This is a genomic window from Streptomyces sp. NPDC052040 (genome assembly GCF_044548405.1).
Lineage (GTDB): Bacteria > Actinomycetota > Actinomycetes > Streptomycetales > Streptomycetaceae > Streptomyces.
Genome location: NZ_JBIUBV010000001.1, coordinates 356,522 through 373,280, shown reverse-complemented (window position 1 = coordinate 373,280; position 16,759 = coordinate 356,522). Strand labels below are relative to the sequence as shown.

The window sequence follows — 16,759 nt, the reverse complement described above, 5'->3', positions numbered from 1 at the left end:
ACCGCATCGGGTTCCCTTCCCCGTCCGGCCGCCCCGGGTTCCCCCCGGTTCCCCGGGCTCCGGACCGTACCGCCCCCGTCAGTGCCCGGAGTCCCCCTCCGCATCCCCCTTCTTCCCGAACGGGTGGGGCTCCTTCCCGGACGGGTGGGACTCCTCCGCGGGCGGGTGGGACGGCTTCCCGGACGGGTGGGACCCGCCGCGGGCCTGGGTGCGCAGGCGGGACGTCACGTCCTCGGGGGGCAGGAAGCGGGACCAGCGCTCGGGGAACTCGGAGGGCATGTCCGGGTCGTCGGGGTCGTCGGGCTCCGCGGCGCGGGCCGCCGCCGCGCGGGCCACGTACTCGGCGGCCTGCTCCTGCCGCAGCCGCTCGTTCGCCGCGCGGGCGGCGGCGGTGGCCGCGGCGGGCCACACCCGGTCGATGGCCGCGTTGACGGCCGCGCCGACCAGCACCGCGAAGGCGGCCACCCCGATCCACAGCAGCACCGCCACGGGCGCGGCGAGCGAACCGTAGATGGTGGGCCCCTCGATGGTGTGGGTCAGATAGATGCGCAGCAGGAAGCTGCCCAGCACCCACATCGCGAGCGCCACCAGGGCGCCGGGCACGTCCTCCACCCAGGGGGAACGCACCGGCACGGACACGTGGTAGAGCGTCGTCAGGAAGACGACCGACAGGATGATGACGACCGGCCAGTACAGGATCTGCACCACCGTCGCGGACCAGGGCACCACGTTCACCACGGCGTCCGGGCCCGCGACCATCAGCGGCAGCGCGACCGAGCCGATCAGCAGCGCCACGATGAACAGGCCGAACGACAGCAGCCGGGTCTTCACGATCCCCCGGGTGCCGTCGAGCCCGTACATCACCGTGATGGTGTCGATGAAGACGTTCACCGCCCGGGATCCCGACCACAGGGCGAACAGGAAGCCGACGGAGATGACATCGGGCCTGCCGCCCTTCATCACGTCGTGCAGGATCGGCTGGGCGATCTCCGCGACGCCCTTGTCGGACAGGACCGTGCGGGACGCCTCCAGCAGGTTGCGCTCCAGGCTCTGGATGGTGTCGGCGCCGGTCCAGGCGTCCACATAGCCGAGCAGCCCGATGAGGCTGAGCAGCAGCGGGGGCACGGACAGCAGCGTGAAGAACGCCGCCTCGGCCGCGAGTCCGAGAATCCGGTACTCCATGCACGAGTTGACCGTGTCCTTCAGCAGCAGCCAGGCGGTCCTGCGCTTGGAGACGTTCCGGTACAGGGCGCGGGCCCGGTGGAGACGGCCGGAGGAGCGCTCGGGAGGTTCGCTTGCTGCTGGCTGCACGCCTTAACGGTATCCGCCGCCCGGGCCTGCCCTCATCCCGTGCCCGGGCCGCTCCGCGCGGCGCCCCCGGCTGTCCGGGGACACGGGTGACCCGCGGCCTACCGAGGGGTAGGTTCGCCCCATGGCAGCCACCACGCACACCGTGACCAACCAGGTTCCGCCGCTGGTCGGATACGACGTCTTCACCGCCGACCGTGCTCTCGCGGAGGCCGTCGAGCGGCATCTCGATCCCGCTCTCCTCGACGAGGTCCGCGCCGATCTGTCCGGGCTCGGGCGCAGCGCCGGTTCCGCCCAGGCGCAGGAGTGGGGAATCCAGGCCAACGAGAACCCGCCGAAGCTGCGGACCCACGACCGCTACGGCAACCGCGTCGACGAGGTCGAGTTCCACCCGGCCTGGCACCGGCTGCTGGGCAAGGGGGTTGCCGCCGGGCTGACCGCGGCCTGGTCCCGGCCCGGCGGTCATGTGCGGCGGGCGGCGGGGTTCGTGGTGTGGTCGCAGGTCGAGGCGGGCCACGGCTGCCCGTTGTCGATGACGCATGCCGCGGTCCCCGCCCTGCGCGCGGACCCGGCGCTGGCCGCCGAGTGGGAGCCCCGGCTGACCTCCCTCGTCTACGACCGGGAGCTGCGCCCCGCCGCGCAGAAGGCCGGGGTGCTCTTCGGGATGGGGATGACGGAGAAGCAGGGCGGCAGCGACGTCCGGGCGAACACCACCGAGGCCCGGCCGCTGGCCGAGGACGGGGCCTATGAGCTGCGGGGCCACAAGTGGTTCTGCTCGGCGCCGATGTCCGACGGCTTCCTGGTGCTGGCGCAGGCACCGGGCGGCCTGACCTGCTTCCTGGTCCCGCGGGTGCTGGCGGACGGCACCCGGAACGTGTTCCTGATCCAGCGGCTCAAGGACAAGCTGGGCAACCGGTCGAACGCCTCCAGCGAGGTGGAGTTCGACGGCACCTGGGCGCGCCGGGTCGGCGAGGAGGGGCGGGGGGTGCGGACCATCATCGAGATGGTCGCGGCCACCCGGCTGGACTGCGTCCTCGGTTCGACGTCGCTGATGCGGCAGGCGGTGGCGCAGGCGATCCACCACTGCGCGTACCGGGAGGCCTTCGGCGGCAGGCTCGTGGACAAGCCGCTGATGCGCAATGTGCTGGCCGATCTGGCCCTGGAGTCGGAGGCGGCGACGACGCTGGCGCTGCGGCTGGCGGCGGCCTACGACGACGGGGGCGCGCAGGAGCGGGCGTTTCTGCGGCTCGCGGTGCCCGCCGCCAAGTACTGGGTGACCAAGCGCTGCACCCCGCTGGTCGCCGAGGCCTCCGAGTGCCTCGGCGGCAATGGCTATGTGGAGGAGTCGGGGATGCCCCGGCTGCTGCGCGAGTCCCCGCTGAACTCGGTCTGGGAGGGTGCGGGCAATGTCCAGGCGCTCGATGTGCTGCGGGCCCTCCAGCGTGAGCCCGAGGCGCTGAACGCCTTCCTCCAGGAGGTCGGCCGGGGGCGCGGTGCGGACCACCGGCTGGACGGCGCGATCAAGGACCTGCTCGCGGAACTCGCCGATCTGGAGGGCGTGGAGGCGCGGGCCCGCCGGCTGGTGGAGCGGATGGCGCTGGTGCTCCAGGGGTCGCTGCTGGTCCGGTACGCCCCGGCGGAGGTCGCCGACGCCTTCTGCGCCTCCCGGCTGGGCGGCGACTGGGGCGCGGCCTTCGGCACGCTGCCGCACACCCTGGACCTGGCGTCGGTGGTGGAGCGGGCCCGACCGGCCGCCTGACGCCGCGTACCGGGGGCGGCCGTGGCGCCGGAAGCGGTGGGCACGCGAGTCGCAGCCGTGGCGCCGGAAGCGGTGCGCACGGGGGTGGTGCCGCGCCGACACGGCGCCACCCCCGCTTGCCTGGCCCCCCGCAAGGAGCGCGGACGTCGACAAAACGACGTTGCACAAGCTTCAACCACCACGGGAATGTCCACCAGAGTTGCAGAGGGTTGCAACTTTCCACCCCCAGTTGGCCGGACTGCGTCCCTCCGTCGCGGGCAGCGGGCAGTATGAGAGCCACCGTCGGCACCGGACCGGCAGTCTCCGGCCACGGGGGCCGACGGCCACGGCGAGCGGGCCGTAGCGGGCAGCGGCAGGTCCCTGGGGGAGGCACGCGTGGCGCACTCGGCGAAAGACGTCTCCCGGCTCGCCGTGCTGGACGTCGCGCAGGCGGCACGCGTCCTCAGCGAGATCCGTGACGCGGCCCTCTCGGGGCAGCGCGCCCCCGCCCCGCCGCGCCCGGTGATCGGGGCCTCCTGGGAGCGGGTGCGGCGCGGGGGCGTGGATCCCGACCACGACGTACGGGCCGATCCGCTCGGGCAGGAGGAGATCGAGCGGCGCCGACGGGACTCGCCGCTGCGCCATGTGCTGCCGGTGCTGCGGGAAAGCCTGCTCGCGGTCGCGGACGTGGCCCAGCACATCATGGTGGTCGCGGACTCGGACGGACGGGTGCTCTGGCGCGAGGGCAGCCCCTCGGTGCTGCGCAGGGCGGACGGCATGGGCTTCGAGCCCGGTGCGGACTGGGGTGAGGGGGTGGTCGGCACCAACGGGGTGGGCACCCCGGTGGTGGCCCGGCGCCCTGTGCAGGTCTTCGCGTCCGAGCACTTCGTACGCTCCCACACCTCGTGGACCTGCACCGGCGCCCCGATCACGGATCCGCGCGACGGCCGGCTGATCGGCGTCGTGGATGTCAGCGGCCCGCTGCGGACGATGCATCCGGCGACGCTCGCCTGGGTGGAGACGGTGGCCAAACTGGCCGAGGCCCATCTGCGGGAGCTGCATCTGACCTCGCTGGACCGGCTGCGCGCGGTGGCGGCACCGCTGCTGTCCGGGCTGGGCGGCCGGGCGCTGGCGGTGGACCGGGACGGCTGGACCGCGGCGGTGACCGGGATGCCGTACACGGGCCGGGTGGCGCTGCCCGGGGCGCTGGAACCGGGCCGCTGTCTGCTGCCCGTGCTGGGCCCCTGCTCGGTGGAGCCGCTGCCGGGCGGCTGGCTGATCCGGGCGACGGACGCGCCCGTGCCGGAGCGGACCACCCGGGTGGTGCTGGACATGGGGCATCCGCGCCGCTGGTCGGTGACGGTGTCGGGCGACACCGGGTCGTGGACCCATGAACTGAGCGCGCGCCACGCCGAGTTGCTGTGTCTGCTCGCGCTGCACCGCGCGGGCCGCTCGGCCGCCGCGCTGGCCGCCGACCTGTTCGGCGACCCCGCCCGCACGGTGACGGTCCGGGCGGAGATGTCCCGGGTCAGGCGCTACCTCGGCGCCATCCTGGAGCACCGCCCGTACCGCTTCCGGGACACGGCGGAGGTCGAACTGCTGCTGCCCCGCAACCCCCAGGACCTGCTGCCCCATTCCCTGGCGCCCGCGGTGGTCCGGGCCCGGAGCACCCCCGCGCCGGACGGGACGCCCACCCGCCGCCCGCGGTGAACGGAAGCCCGCGTTCCCCGCCGCCGAGGGCCCCGGCGCCGCCCGCAGCCGTGGTCCGCGGCGGCCGGACCGCTGTGACCACGGGGGCCGTTGGGGCGCGGCTCTCACCCTCACAGTGGGGATATCCCTGCTTTTCCCGGGTCTTCGACCGGCCCTTCGGGTGACTGCCGTAGCATCCCCTGCACAGGCCGACCCATCCGCTCCTTACGTCAACATCCGGTCCGTGAGGAGCAGTTGGCCGCCGGGAGGTTGTATGAAGCACCGTGGCAGACACCGCCGCAGGCGCCGGGGCCGTGCCCTGCGGGCCACGCTGGCGGGGACCGCGCTGGCGCTCACCGCCGCCGCCACGCTGATCAGCACCTCCCAGGCGGCGGGCGGGGACAACCCCGGGGGCCTGACCCGGGTCACCGCCGCAGCCGGGACCGCGGGGCTCCGCCTGCACGAGGACCTGGCCGACCGGCCCGCCGTCGACTCGCTCACCCGGGCGATGGGCGGCGGCGTGGACGTGCACGAGGTCCTCCAGTCCGCCGACCACCCGATGCGCGACCGCTCCGACTGCGACGCGGCGGAGACGGCCGCGCTGCCGGTGCGGCCGACGGCCACGCGCGCATACTGCTGGGACGACGGCGACGCGACGACCACCGAGTGGCGGCCGCGGTCGGTCACCACCTCCGGGGACGCCACCGCCGACGGCCGCTTCGGCCCCGACCGGGTCGTCCTGTCCGGGTGGACGCACGACGACCGCCGCTCCCCCGCGCCCGCCGCCGACCGGGGTCTGGCCAGGATCGCGTTCATCGACGCCGGGGACCCGGCCCGGCTCGCCTACCGGTGGGTGCTGCTGGTCGCCCCGCGCGACGGCGGCAAGGACTTCGCGGCCGTGCACGCCCGTCTGTCCGGGATGGTGTGGTACCAGGACAAGCTGATCGTCACCGCACGCGACTCGCTGCTGGTCTTCGATCTGGGGCGCATCCTGCGGGCGGACGTCGACAGTGACGCGGTGGGCCGGGTGAAGGGCGGCTACTCGGCGCACGGCTACCAGTTCGTGCTGCCCGCGATCGGCTCCTACCGCCTGGCGGGCGGCGCCTGTTCAGGGGCGGCCGACCGCACGGTCCCCTGCTTCTCCGCGCTCTCCCTGGACCGCACCTCCAGCCCCGCGAGCCTGGTGGCGAGCGAGGGGTTCCGGCCCGGGAGCACCGACCGCCCGGCCCGGCTGTGGCGCTACGCCTACAGCTCCGCCCCCGGCCGCGAAGGACTGCTGGCGGCGGACGCCCATGGCGACGTACGGGCGGGTGAGACCTATCGGACCGATGCGACCGGGGTGCAGGGCGTGCTGTCGCACACGCGCCCGGGAGCGGCCGGGCCCGACTGGTATGTCGACCGGGCGCCCTCCGTCGGCGGCCGCCACGGCACGCTCTGGCGGCAGACGGAGTCCGGGGCGAAGGCCACCATCTGCGCGGCGGACGAGACCCATGCCTGCTGGGGGCGGCACACCGCCTCCCTGTCGTACTGGCCGCAGACGGACGAGCTGTGGACGCTGACGGAGGGCGCGATCGGCGAGGACGGGGGCTCAGCCTCGGCCGACGGGCGCGTGCTGTACGCGGTGCGGCTGGACGCCGTGGACGGCGCACTGGAGTAGACACCCGGGGCCGCCCGGGAGGACCGCCGCCTCACCCGGAACCGAAGAGAAAGCCGCCGTTCGCCCGACGGACCCCCCTCCTCCTCCCCCGCGCCCCCGTGATTCCCTGGCCGCATGAGCACCCTCACCGTGACCACCTGGTCCCTGGAACAGACCTCCCCGGCCGATCTGCGGCCCGCCGCGGCCCCCGGGGGCGAGGTCCGGGTCGTCCGGGCGGACGTGCCCTCGCCCGAGTTCAGCCGGTTCCTGTATGCCTCGGTCGGCGGTGACATCCGCTGGACCGACCGGCTGGGCTGGAGCTTCGCGCGGTGGCAGGAGTACCTGGCCCGGCCGGGGGTGGAGACCTGGGTCGCCTACGACCGGGGCACCCCCGCCGGGTACATCGAGCTGGAGGCGGTCGGGGAGGGGGTCGTGGAGATCGCCTACTTCGGGCTGCTCCCGGCGTTCCGCGGCCGCCGCATCGGCGGGCATCTGCTGACCCGCGGCACGGAGCGGGCCTGGGACCTCGCGGACCGCTGGCCGGAGCTCACCCCGACCAAGCGGGTGTGGCTGCACACCTGTAGCAAGGACGGCGCCCACGCCATGGACAACTACCGGCGCCGGGGATTCCGGCTCTTCGACACCAAGGTCGAGGAGGAGCCCGACCTGCCCACGCCGGGCCCCTGGACCGGGGCGTTCCACCCGGCCTGACCTGCATCGGAGGCAGAATCCCGGCCAGGTGACCACGAGCACCCCCGTCCCGTATCCCGGGACAGGGGTGTCCACATCACGGACGGATCTGGACTGGGTCCAAGCCGCCGTGCCACGCTTCCGTCATGTCTGGAACGGGAACCGCCCTGGTGAGTCGACGGCACGTCGATCTCGGCCGCATGTCCAGCGCCATCTGTCCGGCCGTCTGAGACCCCGGTCATTCTCTCTTCTCCTGCTCCTCCCCCTCGCGCAGCGTCGCGCCCCTCCGACGTGCGCCGGTTCACCCGGTATAAGCAGGTCAGAGCCGCTGTCCCGTCTGTCCCGAAGGACGTATCCACCATGGCCGCCTCCCCGCAGAATTCCGCCACGCCCCGCCGCAAGGTGAGCCGTCACCGTGGCGAGGGTCAGTGGGCCGCGGGTCACTTCACCCCGCTCAACGGCAACGAACAGTTCAAGAAGGACGACGACGGTCTCAACGTACGGACACGTATTGAGACGATCTACTCCAAGCGGGGCTTCGACTCCATCGACCCCAACGATCTGCGCGGCCGGATGCGCTGGTGGGGCCTCTACACCCAGCGCAAGCCCGGGATCGACGGCGGCAAGACCGCCATCCTGGAGCCGGAGGAGCTGGACGACCGCTACTTCATGCTGCGGGTGCGCATCGACGGCGGCCGGCTGACCACCCGCCAGCTGCGTGTCATCGGCGAGATCTCGCAGGAGTTCGCCCGCGGCACCGCCGACATCACCGACCGGCAGAACGTCCAGTACCACTGGATCCGGATCGAGGACGTCCCCGAGATCTGGCAGCGCCTGGAGGCCGTCGGGCTGTCCACCACCGAGGCGTGCGGCGACACCCCCCGGGTGATCCTCGGCTCCCCCGTGGCGGGCATCGCCGAGGACGAGATCATCGACGGCACCCCGGCCATCGAGGAGATCAACCGCCGGATCGTCGGCAACACGGACTTCTCCAACCTGCCGCGCAAGTTCAAGAGCGCGATCTCCGGTTCGCCGCTGCTCGACGTGGCCCATGAGATCAACGACATCGCCTTCGTCGGCGTGGTCCACCCGGAGCACGGCCCCGGCTTCGACCTGTGGGTCGGCGGCGGACTGTCCACCAACCCCAAGATCGGGCAGCGGCTCGGCGCCTGGGTGCCGCTGGACGAGGTGCCGGACGTCTACGAGGGCGTCATCTCCATCTTCCGCGACTACGGCTACCGGCGGCTGCGCACCCGCGCCCGGCTGAAGTTCCTGGTCGCCGACTGGGGCACGGAGAAGTTCCGCCAGGTGCTGGAGGACGAGTACCTGGGCCGCCCGCTCGTCGACGGCCCGGCCCCCGAACAGCCCGTGCAGCACTGGCGCGACCACGTCGGAGTCCACCGGCAGCAGGACGGCCTCTTCTACGTCGGCTTCGCACCGCGGGTGGGCCGGGTGGACGGCACCACACTGACGAAGATCGCGGACCTCGCCGAGACGCACGGCTCCGGCCGGGTGCGCACCACCGTCGAGCAGAAGATGATCGTGCTCGATGTCGCGGAGGACCGGATCGACTCGCTGGTGGAGGGCCTGGAGGCGCTCGACCTCAGGGTCCAGCCCTCGCCCTTCCGGCGCGGCACCATGGCCTGCACCGGCATCGAGTACTGCAAGCTCGCCATCGTCGAGACCAAGGCCCGCGGCTCCTCGCTGATCGACGAACTGGAGCGCCGCATCCCGGACTTCGACGAACCGATCACCATCAACGTCAACGGCTGCCCCAACGCCTGCGCCCGGATCCAGGTGGCGGACATCGGCCTCAAGGGACAGCTGGTCCTCGACGACCGGGGCGAGCAGGTCGAGGGCTTCCAGGTGCATCTGGGCGGCGCGCTCGGCCTGGAGGCGGGCTTCGGCCGCAAGGTCCGCGGTCTGAAGGTCACCTCCGAGGAACTGCCGGACTACGTCGAGCGCGTCCTCAAGCGCTTCCAGGCGGAGCGCGAGGACGGCGAACGGTTCGCGGCCTGGGCCGCCCGCGCCTCCGAGGAGGCCCTGTCATGAGCGAGCGCGCGGCCCCCTTCTACTGCCCCTACTGCGGTGACGAGGATCTGCGGCCCAGCGAGCAGGGGCACGGCGCCTGGGAGTGCGCCTCCTGCAACCGGGCCTTCCAGCTGAAGTTCCTGGGCCTGCTGGCCCGGGGGCTGCGGCGCGACGACACGGGAGGGAACGGGATATGACGGCGACTCGGCACGAGCGCTCCACCGGCGACCTCAAGGCGCTCGCCGAGCGGGCGGGCCACGACCTGGAGGACGCCACCGCCCAGGAGATCCTGCGGTGGGCGGCCGCCGCCTTCGGCAGCCGCTTCTGTGTGACCTCCTCGATGGAGGACGCGGTGGTGGCCCATCTCGCCTCCCGCGCGATGCCGGGCGTCGACGTGGTCTTCCTCGACACCGGCTACCACTTCCCCGAGACCCTCGGCACCCGGGACGCGGTCGAGGCCGTGATGGACGTCAACGTCATCACGCTCACCCCGCGCCGAACGGTCGCCGAGCAGGACGCCGAGCACGGCCCCCGGCTGCACGACCGCGACCCCGACCTGTGCTGCGCCCTGCGCAAGGTGCAGCCCCTGGAAGAGGGTCTGCGGGACTACGACGCCTGGGCGACCGGACTGCGCCGCGACGAGTCCCCGACCCGGGCGGACACCCCGGTCGTCGGCTGGGACGAGAAGCGGCGCAAGGTGAAGATCTCGCCGATCGCCCGCTGGACCCAGGACGACGTGGACGCCTATACCGCCGAACACGGCGTCCTCAGCAACCCGTTGCTGACCGACGGCTACGCCTCCGTGGGCTGCGCCCCCTGCACCCGCCGGGTGCTGGCGGGCGAGGACGCCCGCGCGGGCCGCTGGGCGGGCCGCGCCAAGACCGAGTGCGGGCTGCACGGCTGACCATGACACAGCTTTCCCCCGACCTTCCGACCATCAGGGAGACCCACGTGACCACCGGAGCCACCGTCTGGCTCACGGGCCTGCCGAGTGCCGGCAAGACCACCATCGCCCACGCACTGGCCGGCCGGCTCCGAGCGGAGGGCCGCCGGGTCGAGGTGCTCGACGGCGACGAGATCCGCGAGTTCCTCTCGGCGGGCCTCGGCTTCGACCGCGCCGACCGGCACACCAATGTGCAGCGGATCGGCTTTGTCGCCGAACTGCTCGCCCGCAACGGCGTCATGGCGCTGGTCCCGGTGATCGCGCCGTACGCGGACAGCCGTGAGGCGGTGCGCAAACGCCATGAGGCGAGCGGGACCCCTTATCTGGAGGTGCATGTGGCGACACCGGTCGAGGTGTGCTCCGTACGCGATGTGAAGGGCCTGTACGCCCGGCAGGCGGCGGGCGAGCTGACGGGCCTCACGGGGGTCGACGACCCCTACGAGCAGCCCGAGTCGCCGGAGCTGCGGATCGAGTCCCAGCACCAGACCGTCCAGGAGTCGGCGGCAGCGGTCCACGCGCTGCTCAGCGAGAGGGGGCTGGCATGACGACCACCGTCGCCACGACCGCGGGGGGTACGGACAGCCCGTACGCCCTGTCGCATCTGGACGCCCTGGAGTCCGAGGCCGTCCACATCTTCCGGGAGGTGGCGGGCGAGTTCGAGCGGCCGGTGATCCTCTTCTCCGGCGGCAAGGACTCCATCGTGATGCTGCATCTGGCGCTGAAGGCGTTCACGCCCGCGCCGGTGCCCTTCTCCCTGCTGCACGTGGACACCGGGCACAACTTCCCGGAGGTGCTGGAGTACCGGGACCGTGCCGTGGAGCGGCACGGGCTGCGGCTGCATGTGGCGTCCGTGCAGGACTACATCGACCGGGGCTCCCTCAAGGAACGGCCCGACGGCACCCGCAACCCGCTCCAGACCCTCCCCCTCACGGAGCGGATCCAGGCCGAGCGGTTCGACGCGGTCTTCGGCGGCGGGCGACGGGACGAGGAGAAGGCTCGCGCCAAGGAACGCGTGTTCTCGCTGCGCGACGAGTTCTCCCAGTGGGACCCTCGCCGTCAGCGCCCCGAGCTGTGGCAGCTCTACAACGGGCGGCACGCGCCCGGCGAGCACGTCCGGGTGTTCCCGCTGTCCAACTGGACCGAGCTGGACGTGTGGCAGTACATCGCCCGGGAGGGCATCGAACTGCCCGACATCTACTTCGCCCATGAGCGCGAGGTCTTCCGGCGCAGCGGCATGTGGCTGACCGCGGGCGACTGGGGCGGCCCCAGGGACGGCGAGACGGTCGAGCGGCGCCGGGTGCGCTACCGGACCGTGGGCGACATGTCCTGCACCGGTGCCGTCGACTCGGAGGCGGTGACCCTGGAGCAGGTGATCGCCGAGATCGCCGCGTCCCGGCTCACCGAGCGCGGCGCCACCCGCGCCGACGACAAGCTCTCCGAGGCCGCCATGGAGGACCGCAAGCGCGAGGGGTACTTCTAGCCATGACCACGACCACAGAGCTCTCGGCCACCACCCTGCTGCGGTTCGCCACCGCCGGGTCGGTCGACGACGGCAAGTCCACGCTCGTCGGGCGGCTGCTGCACGACTCCAAGTCGGTCCTCGCCGACCAACTGGAGGCCGTGGAACGGGTCTCGGCGAGCCGCGGGCAGGACGCCCCGGACCTGGCGCTGCTCACCGACGGGCTGCGCGCCGAACGCGAGCAGGGCATCACCATCGACGTGGCCTACCGCTACTTCGCCACCCCGCGCCGCCGTTTCATCCTCGCCGACACCCCGGGCCATGTGCAGTACACCCGGAACATGGTCACCGGCGCCTCCACCGCCGAGCTGACGGTGATCCTGGTCGACGCCCGCAACGGGGTCGTCGAGCAGACCCGCCGCCATGCCGCGATCGCCGCCCTGCTGCGCGTCCCGCATGTGGTGCTCGCCGTGAACAAGATGGACCTCGTGGACTACCGCGAGCCCGTGTTCGCGGCGATAGCCGAGGAGTTCACGGCGTACGCGACCGAGTTGGGCGTCCCCGAGGTCACCGCGATCCCGATCTCCGCGCTGGCCGGTGACAACGTGGTGGAGCCGTCCGCGACCATGGACTGGTACGGCGGCCCCACCGTCCTGGAGCATCTGGAGACCGTCCCGGTCAGCCATGACCTGGCGCACTGCCACGCGCGCCTGCCGGTGCAGTACGTGATCCGCCCGCAGAACGCCGAGCACCCCGACTACCGGGGCTACGCGGGCCAGATCGCGGCCGGTGCCCTCCGCGTCGGCGAGCAGGTCACCGTGCTGCCCTCGGGCCGCACCACCACGGTCGCGGGGATCGACCTGCTCGGGGAGCCGGTCGAGGTGGCGTGGACACCCCAGTCGGTGACCCTGCTGCTGGCGGACGACATCGACATCTCGCGCGGCGATCTGATCGTGCCGAGCAAGGACGCGCCCGCGACCACCCAGGACATCGAGGCGACGGTGTGCCATGTCGCGGACCAGGCGCTGACCGTCGGCCACCGGGTACTGCTCAAGCACGGCACCCGCACGGTCAAGGCGATCGTCAAGGACATCCCGTCCCGGCTCACCCTGGACGACCTGTCCCTGCACCCGCACCCGGGACGGCTCGCCGCCAACGACATCGGCCGGGTGAAGATCCGCACCGCGGAGCCGCTGCCCGTGGACTCCTACGCGGACTCCCGCCGCACCGGCTCGTTCATCCTGATCGATCCGGGCGACGGCACCACGCTGACCGCGGGCATGGTCGGCGAGTCGTTCGCCGCGCCCGAGCCGGTGGCGGACGCTGCCGACGACGACGGGTGGGACTTCTGACCATGACCACCACCTGCTTCTACTCGACGTTCGCCAAGGAGGGCGGCCGTGTCGGCAGCGGCGCCCTCGGCAGCGGGCAGGGCGGAGTCGCGCGATGTGCGTTCTGACGTACGCGCACCGCCTGCGCGCCCTGTCCCCCCACCTGCCGTCCCAGCAGCGACGAAGACCCCTGCCGGACTCCCGGCCACGACCTGAGAGACCGTGACCGCCGGGCCAACGAGAGGACCGCCTCCCGTGCCTGTCATCCTCCCCTCCCTCCGCCTCCGCCCACGCGGCGCCGCCGGCTCCCGGCTGCGCGCCGGTGCGGCCGCACTCGTCGCTCTCCCCCTGCTCACGCTCACCGCCTGCGGCTACGGCTCCCAGGCCACCGGCGACTCCTCCGACCAGAAGATCGCGGCCGGGGCGAAGAAGACCGACGGCCTGGACTCCGTGAAGATCGGCTACTTCGGCAACCTCACCCATGCGACCGCGCTCGTCGGGGTGCAGAAGGGCTTCTTCCAGAAGGCGCTGGGGGCCACCAAGGCCAAGTACCAGACCTTCAACGCCGGTCCCTCCGAGATCGAGGCCCTCAACTCGGGCGCCATCGACATCGGCTGGATCGGCCCCTCCCCGGCGGTCAACGGCTACACCCAGTCGAACGGCAAGAGCCTGCGCATCATCGGCGGTTCGGCGTCCGGCGGAGTGAAGCTGGTGGTCGACCCGAAGAAGATCACGTCGCTGAAGGACATCAAGGGCAAGAAGATCGCGACGCCCCAGCTGGGCAACACCCAGGATGTGGCCTTCCTCAACTGGATCGCGGAGCAGGGCTGGAAGGTCGACGCGCAGAGCGGCAAGGGCGATGTCTCGGTCGTCCGCAGCGACAACAAGGTCACCCCCGACGCCTTCAAGTCCGGCTCGATCGACGGTGCCTGGGTGCCGGAGCCGACCGCGTCCAAGCTGGTCGCCGAGGGCGGCAAGGTCCTGCTGGACGAGTCCTCGCTGTGGCCCGGCAAGAAGTTCGTGATCACCAACATCATCGTGTCGCAGACGTTCCTCACGAAGCACCCCAAGGCGGTGGAGGCGGTGCTCAGGGCGTCGGTCGACACCAACACGTGGATCAAGGCCAATCCGGAGGCGGCGAAGGAGGCGGCGAACAGGCAGTTGGCGGCCGACTCCGGCAAGGCGCTCCCGGCGGACGTGCTGGACCCGGCGTGGAAGTCCATCCAGGTGACCGACGACCCGCTGGCCGCCACCCTGCGCACCGAGGCGCAGCACGCGGTCAAGGCGGGTCTGCTGAAGACCCCGAAGCTCGACGGCATCTACGACCTGACCCCGCTGAACAAGGTCCTTGAGTCCGAGGGCCGGAGCCCGGTCGGCGCCGCCGGTCTCGGCACCCAGTAGGCCCGGATCCCGAAGAGTCCCCAGGAGGTGACGACCATGGCCACCGCACTCGCCAGGGCCGCCGACGGCGCCCGCACCGTGGAGCACGCCGCACGGATCGAGCATGTCTCGAAGTCCTTCGCCGGGCCCGCCGGACCCCAGCTCGTCCTGGACGACATCACCCTGGATGTCGCCCCGGGAGAGTTCGTCACGCTCCTGGGGGCCTCGGGCTGCGGCAAGTCCACCCTGCTGAACCTGGTGGCGGGGCTGGACAAGCCCTCCGCGGGCAGCATCACGACCCAGGGGCGCCCGGCCCTGATGTTCCAGGAACACGCCCTGTTCCCCTGGCTGACCGCGGGCAAGAACATCGAACTCGCCCTGCGGCTCAGGGGAGTTCCGAAGAACGAGCGGCGCGGCCGGGCCGAGGAGCTGCTCGAACTCGTCCGGCTGGGCGGCGCGTACGGCAAGCGGGTGCACGAGCTGTCCGGCGGTATGCGCCAGCGCGTGGCCATGGCCCGCGCCCTGGCGCAGGACAGCAGACTGCTGCTGATGGACGAGCCGTTCGCGGCGCTGGACGCGATCACCCGGGACGTGCTGCACGACGAACTGACCCGTATCTGGGCGGAGACCGGGGTGTCGGTGCTGTTCGTCACGCACAACGTGCGCGAGGCGGTGCGGCTGGCGCAGCGCGTGGTGCTGCTCTCGTCCCGTCCGGGACGGGTGGAGCGGGAGTGGACGGTCGGGCTTCCGCAGCCGCGCCGTATCGAGGACGCCCCGGTGGCGGAGCTGTCCGTGGAGATCACCGACGTACTGCGGGGGGAGATCAGCCGTCATGGCCGGCACTGAGACCACCGAACCGGGGGCGGACACCTCCGTCGCCTCCCACGCGTCCACCGCGTCCACCGGATCCGCCGCGGGGGGCGCCGGGCTGGGCGGTCTGGAGGCGGGCCTCGACGCCCTGGAGTCCTCCGCCGCGCGCCGGACGCCCTTCCGGCAGACCTTCGTCCACAAGATCCTGCCGCCGGTCCTCGCGCTCGCGCTGGTCCTGCTGGTCTGGCAGTCGCTGGTGTCCTTCGGGGTCGTCGACGATCCGACCAAGCTGCCGTCCCCGGGCGCCGTGTGGGGCGAGGTACGGGACGCCTGGCTCCAGGGCAGGCTCCTCGGCTACATCTGGACCAGCGTCTCGCGCGGTCTGCTGGGCTTTCTGCTCGCACTGGCGATCGGGACCCCGCTGGGTCTGCTGGTGGCCCGGGTGAGGTTCGTCCGGGCGGCCATCGGCCCGATCCTGTCCGGGCTCCAGTCGCTGCCGTCGGTGGCCTGGGTGCCTCCGGCGGTGATCTGGCTGGGTCTGAACAACTCGATGATGTACGCGGTGATCCTGCTCGGCGCCGTGCCGTCCATCGCCAACGGCCTGGTGTCGGGCGTCGACCAGGTGCCGCCGCTGTTTCTACGGGCGGGCCGGACGATGGGGGCGACCGGGCTGAAGGGCACCTGGCACATCGTGCTGCCCGCCGCGCTGCCGGGCTATCTGGCGGGGCTGAAGCAGGGCTGGGCCTTCTCCTGGCGCTCCCTGATGGCCGCCGAGATCATCGCCTCCTCGCCCGATCTCGGCATCGGCCTGGGCGCGCTGCTGGAAAACGGCCGCAACGCGAGTTCCATGTCCATGGTGTTCGAAGCCGTCCTGCTGATCCTGACCGTCGGTATCGCGATCGACCTGCTGATCTTCAGTCCGCTGGAGCGGTGGGTGCTGCGCAGCCGCGGACTTCTCGTCAGGAGCTGACCTCCCATGTCCCACCGTCTGTCCCACCGTTCTGTTCTCCTGGTCATCGCCCACGGCAGCCGCGACCCGCGGCACGCCGCCACGGTGCACGCCCTGGTCCGCCAGGTGCGGTCGCTGCGGCCCGGGCTACGGGTGGAGACCGGCTTCCTGGACTTCAACGTCCCCTCCGTGCAGGGGGTGCTGGAGTCGCTCGCGGCCGAGGGCGTGCGCGAGGTGGTGGCGCTGCCGCTGCTGCTGACCCGGGCGTTCCATGCGAAGGCCGACATCCCGGCGGTGCTGCGCCAGGCCCCGTCCCGGCTGCGGATCCGGCAGGCGGAGGTGCTGGGCCCCTCACCGCTGCTGCTGCGCGCACTGGAACGGCGGCTGTCCGAGGCGGGGCTGACCCCCGCCGACCGGGCCTCCACCGGGGTCGTGCTGGCCTCGGCGGGCTCCAGTGACCCGGAGGCGATCGCGGTGATCGGCGGTGTGGCGCGGGAGTGGCGGCGCACCGGCTGGTGCGCCGTGCGGCCCGCGTTCGCCTCCGCCGCGTCCGCCCCGGGGTTTCCGCCGACCGAGGAGGTGGTGCGCGCGCTGCGGGCGGCGGGCTGCGCCCGGGTGGCCGTGGCGCCGTATGTCCTGGCTCCCGGCTTTCTGCCGGACCGTATCGCCCGGGGCGCCGCCGAGACGGATGTCCTGGCCGAGGTGCTGGGCCCCGCACCGGAGGTGGCCGGCACGGTGCTGGAACGCTACGACGAGGCGCTCCTCCCCCGCCTGACGGCCCTCGGGGCGTGAGCC

Annotated in this window: 16 protein-coding genes; 15 read left to right on the top strand and 1 reads right to left on the bottom strand. The window is 72.5% G+C overall.

Features of this window, described 5'->3' with window-relative positions:
• Window positions 1-78: 78 nt before the first annotated feature.
• Window positions 79-1,311 (bottom strand): YihY/virulence factor BrkB family protein, encoded by a 1,233-nt coding sequence (locus ACIHAA_RS01580; protein WP_399811576.1) that lies wholly within the window; start codon window positions 1,309-1,311, stop codon window positions 79-81.
• A gap of 121 nt (window positions 1,312-1,432) precedes the next feature.
• On the opposite strand from ACIHAA_RS01580, the gene ACIHAA_RS01575 reads away from it, so the two are divergent.
• The 15 genes from ACIHAA_RS01575 (at window position 1,433) to ACIHAA_RS01505 (ending at window position 16,756) form a co-directional block, all read left to right on the top strand.
• Window positions 1,433-3,067: an acyl-CoA dehydrogenase family protein gene (locus ACIHAA_RS01575; protein ID WP_399811572.1), complete on the top strand. Its 1,635-nt coding sequence runs from the start codon at window positions 1,433-1,435 to the stop codon at window positions 3,065-3,067.
• A gap of 375 nt (window positions 3,068-3,442) precedes the next feature.
• Window positions 3,443-4,756 carry a GAF domain-containing protein gene (locus tag ACIHAA_RS01570; protein ID WP_399811568.1) on the top strand — a complete coding sequence of 438 codons (1,314 nt, stop codon included), beginning with the start codon at window positions 3,443-3,445 and terminating at the stop codon, window positions 4,754-4,756.
• Window positions 4,757-5,009: 253 nt separating this feature from the next.
• On the top strand, window positions 5,010-6,392 hold the full coding sequence (locus ACIHAA_RS01565; protein ID WP_399811566.1) for a hypothetical protein: 1,383 nt from the start codon (window positions 5,010-5,012) through the stop codon (window positions 6,390-6,392).
• 114 nt (window positions 6,393-6,506) lie between these two features.
• Window positions 6,507-7,082: a GNAT family N-acetyltransferase gene (locus ACIHAA_RS01560; protein WP_399811564.1), complete on the top strand. Its 576-nt coding sequence runs from the start codon at window positions 6,507-6,509 to the stop codon at window positions 7,080-7,082.
• A gap of 125 nt (window positions 7,083-7,207) precedes the next feature.
• Window positions 7,208-7,291 carry a putative leader peptide gene (locus ACIHAA_RS01555; RefSeq protein ID WP_399813677.1) on the top strand — a complete coding sequence of 28 codons (84 nt, stop codon included), beginning with the start codon at window positions 7,208-7,210 and terminating at the stop codon, window positions 7,289-7,291.
• A 130-nt stretch (window positions 7,292-7,421) separates the two neighbouring features.
• The gene (locus ACIHAA_RS01550; RefSeq protein WP_399811562.1) at window positions 7,422-9,113 is read left to right on the top strand and encodes a nitrite/sulfite reductase; all 1,692 of its coding nucleotides are present in this window, start codon (window positions 7,422-7,424) and stop codon (window positions 9,111-9,113) included.
• The gene (locus tag ACIHAA_RS01545) at window positions 9,110-9,289 is read left to right on the top strand and encodes a hypothetical protein (RefSeq protein WP_399811560.1); all 180 of its coding nucleotides are present in this window, start codon (window positions 9,110-9,112) and stop codon (window positions 9,287-9,289) included. The genes ACIHAA_RS01550 and ACIHAA_RS01545 overlap by 4 nt, the downstream gene beginning before the upstream one ends.
• The gene (locus tag ACIHAA_RS01540) at window positions 9,286-9,996 is read left to right on the top strand and encodes a phosphoadenylyl-sulfate reductase (protein WP_399811557.1); all 711 of its coding nucleotides are present in this window, start codon (window positions 9,286-9,288) and stop codon (window positions 9,994-9,996) included. The genes ACIHAA_RS01545 and ACIHAA_RS01540 overlap by 4 nt, the downstream gene beginning before the upstream one ends.
• Window positions 9,997-9,998: 2 nt before the next feature.
• The gene (gene cysC, locus ACIHAA_RS01535) at window positions 9,999-10,580 is read left to right on the top strand and encodes an adenylyl-sulfate kinase (RefSeq protein ID WP_399811555.1); all 582 of its coding nucleotides are present in this window, start codon (window positions 9,999-10,001) and stop codon (window positions 10,578-10,580) included.
• A complete protein-coding gene (gene cysD, locus ACIHAA_RS01530; protein WP_399811552.1) occupies window positions 10,577-11,515 on the top strand; it encodes a sulfate adenylyltransferase subunit CysD in 939 nt (312 codons plus the stop codon). Before cysC ends, cysD begins: the two co-directional genes overlap by 4 nt.
• 2 nt (window positions 11,516-11,517) lie before the next feature.
• A complete protein-coding gene (locus tag ACIHAA_RS01525) occupies window positions 11,518-12,846 on the top strand; it encodes a sulfate adenylyltransferase subunit 1 (RefSeq protein ID WP_399811549.1) in 1,329 nt (442 codons plus the stop codon).
• 234 nt (window positions 12,847-13,080) lie between these two features.
• A complete protein-coding gene (locus ACIHAA_RS01520) occupies window positions 13,081-14,226 on the top strand; it encodes an aliphatic sulfonate ABC transporter substrate-binding protein (RefSeq protein ID WP_399811547.1) in 1,146 nt (381 codons plus the stop codon).
• 36 nt (window positions 14,227-14,262) lie between these two features.
• Window positions 14,263-15,051 (top strand): ABC transporter ATP-binding protein, encoded by a 789-nt coding sequence (locus ACIHAA_RS01515; RefSeq protein WP_399811544.1) that lies wholly within the window; start codon window positions 14,263-14,265, stop codon window positions 15,049-15,051.
• A complete protein-coding gene (locus ACIHAA_RS01510) occupies window positions 15,038-15,985 on the top strand; it encodes an ABC transporter permease (protein ID WP_399811542.1) in 948 nt (315 codons plus the stop codon). The genes ACIHAA_RS01515 and ACIHAA_RS01510 overlap by 14 nt, the downstream gene beginning before the upstream one ends.
• A 6-nt stretch (window positions 15,986-15,991) precedes the next feature.
• A complete protein-coding gene (locus ACIHAA_RS01505; protein WP_399811539.1) occupies window positions 15,992-16,756 on the top strand; it encodes a sirohydrochlorin chelatase in 765 nt (254 codons plus the stop codon).
• Window positions 16,757-16,759 lie beyond the last annotated feature (3 nt).